The sequence below is a fragment of the Ventosimonas gracilis genome (genome assembly GCF_001580025.1).
GTDB classification, from domain to species: domain Bacteria; phylum Pseudomonadota; class Gammaproteobacteria; order Pseudomonadales; family Pseudomonadaceae; genus Ventosimonas; species Ventosimonas gracilis.
In genome coordinates, this window is sequence record NZ_LSZO01000092.1 from 1 (window position 1) to 859 (window position 859).

General features: G+C 53.4%; 1 protein-coding gene. It reads right to left on the reverse strand.

Annotation, left to right across the window (positions count from 1 at the left end):
* Positions 1-121: 121 nt before the first annotated feature.
* Complete coding sequence (locus AXE65_RS04485; protein ID WP_068388697.1) at positions 122-529, reverse strand: TcpQ domain-containing protein; 408 nt, start codon at positions 527-529, stop codon at positions 122-124.
* Between the last annotated feature and the right edge of the window lie 330 nt (positions 530-859).

Here is an 859-nt window from a genome sequence, read left to right on the forward strand (position 1 = left end):
CTGTGTTGCTCGTCGTTCATTTGCATGAGCAAATTTCTCTCCTCGCGCCTTGCTGCGCGCAAAATCTGGCTCCGTCGCGGCCACGTTTGAGACGGGAACAGACCCTGGATTGGGGCAATGCTTAAAGGACATCACTGGGCACGACCTCCGCCAGACGATTGCCTTCCCATAGCACCAGGCGAATGGGCTTGCCTTCAAAGAAAAGCCCTTCGATCACCTCGCCAAGCACCTGCTCAAAATGGCCGGAAAATTCCACATCCGCCGCGACCAGCCAAGACACGCGCGGCTTCCAGGTCAATGTCCAGCCGCTTTGCTGCGCCCAAGTTAAAAGCTGGCTATGCACCGGCAGGCCACGGCGCAGTTGCCAGCGGCTGGGTGCTTGTTCGGCCACAGCAGGCTTGACCAGCCGCTCGCTGGCTTCACTGGCAAGTGCTGTTCGGCTGTCATCGGTCTGCGCCCAAGCGGCTAAAGGCGCTGCCGCCAGCCCTAATACGCCCAGCAAAACAGTCCCTTTCAGCGCATCGCGCATAGGTGCTCCTGATAAAAAAATCATGCTTTCCCCTGGAAATACTTGACAATCGTTCTGTTTCTTACAAGAGGTCGCAAATGGTAAGGATTGTCAAAAGAAAGTCAATACAAATCGTAAGAATTCACAAATATTTTACATTCTTGTTTTTATTTTTCTTTATATTTGCTGATTTTGCGGGCTTGGGCGTGCCGTCGTGTGGATTGTTGCCTACGGAAAAACCTTCGCTACCTGCTGCTAAATCTTAGGGTCTGCTCCCGCTTCAAACGTGGCCGCGACGGAGCCAGATTTTGCGCGCAGCAAGGCGCGAGGAGAGAAATTTGCTCATGCAAA

Bases quoted from the DNA above. Each gene is read 5' to 3' on its own strand.
- AXE65_RS04485 (WP_068388697.1), bottom strand. From the start codon at position 529: ATGCGCGATGCGCTGAAAGGGACTGTTTTGCTGGGCGTATTAGGGCTG.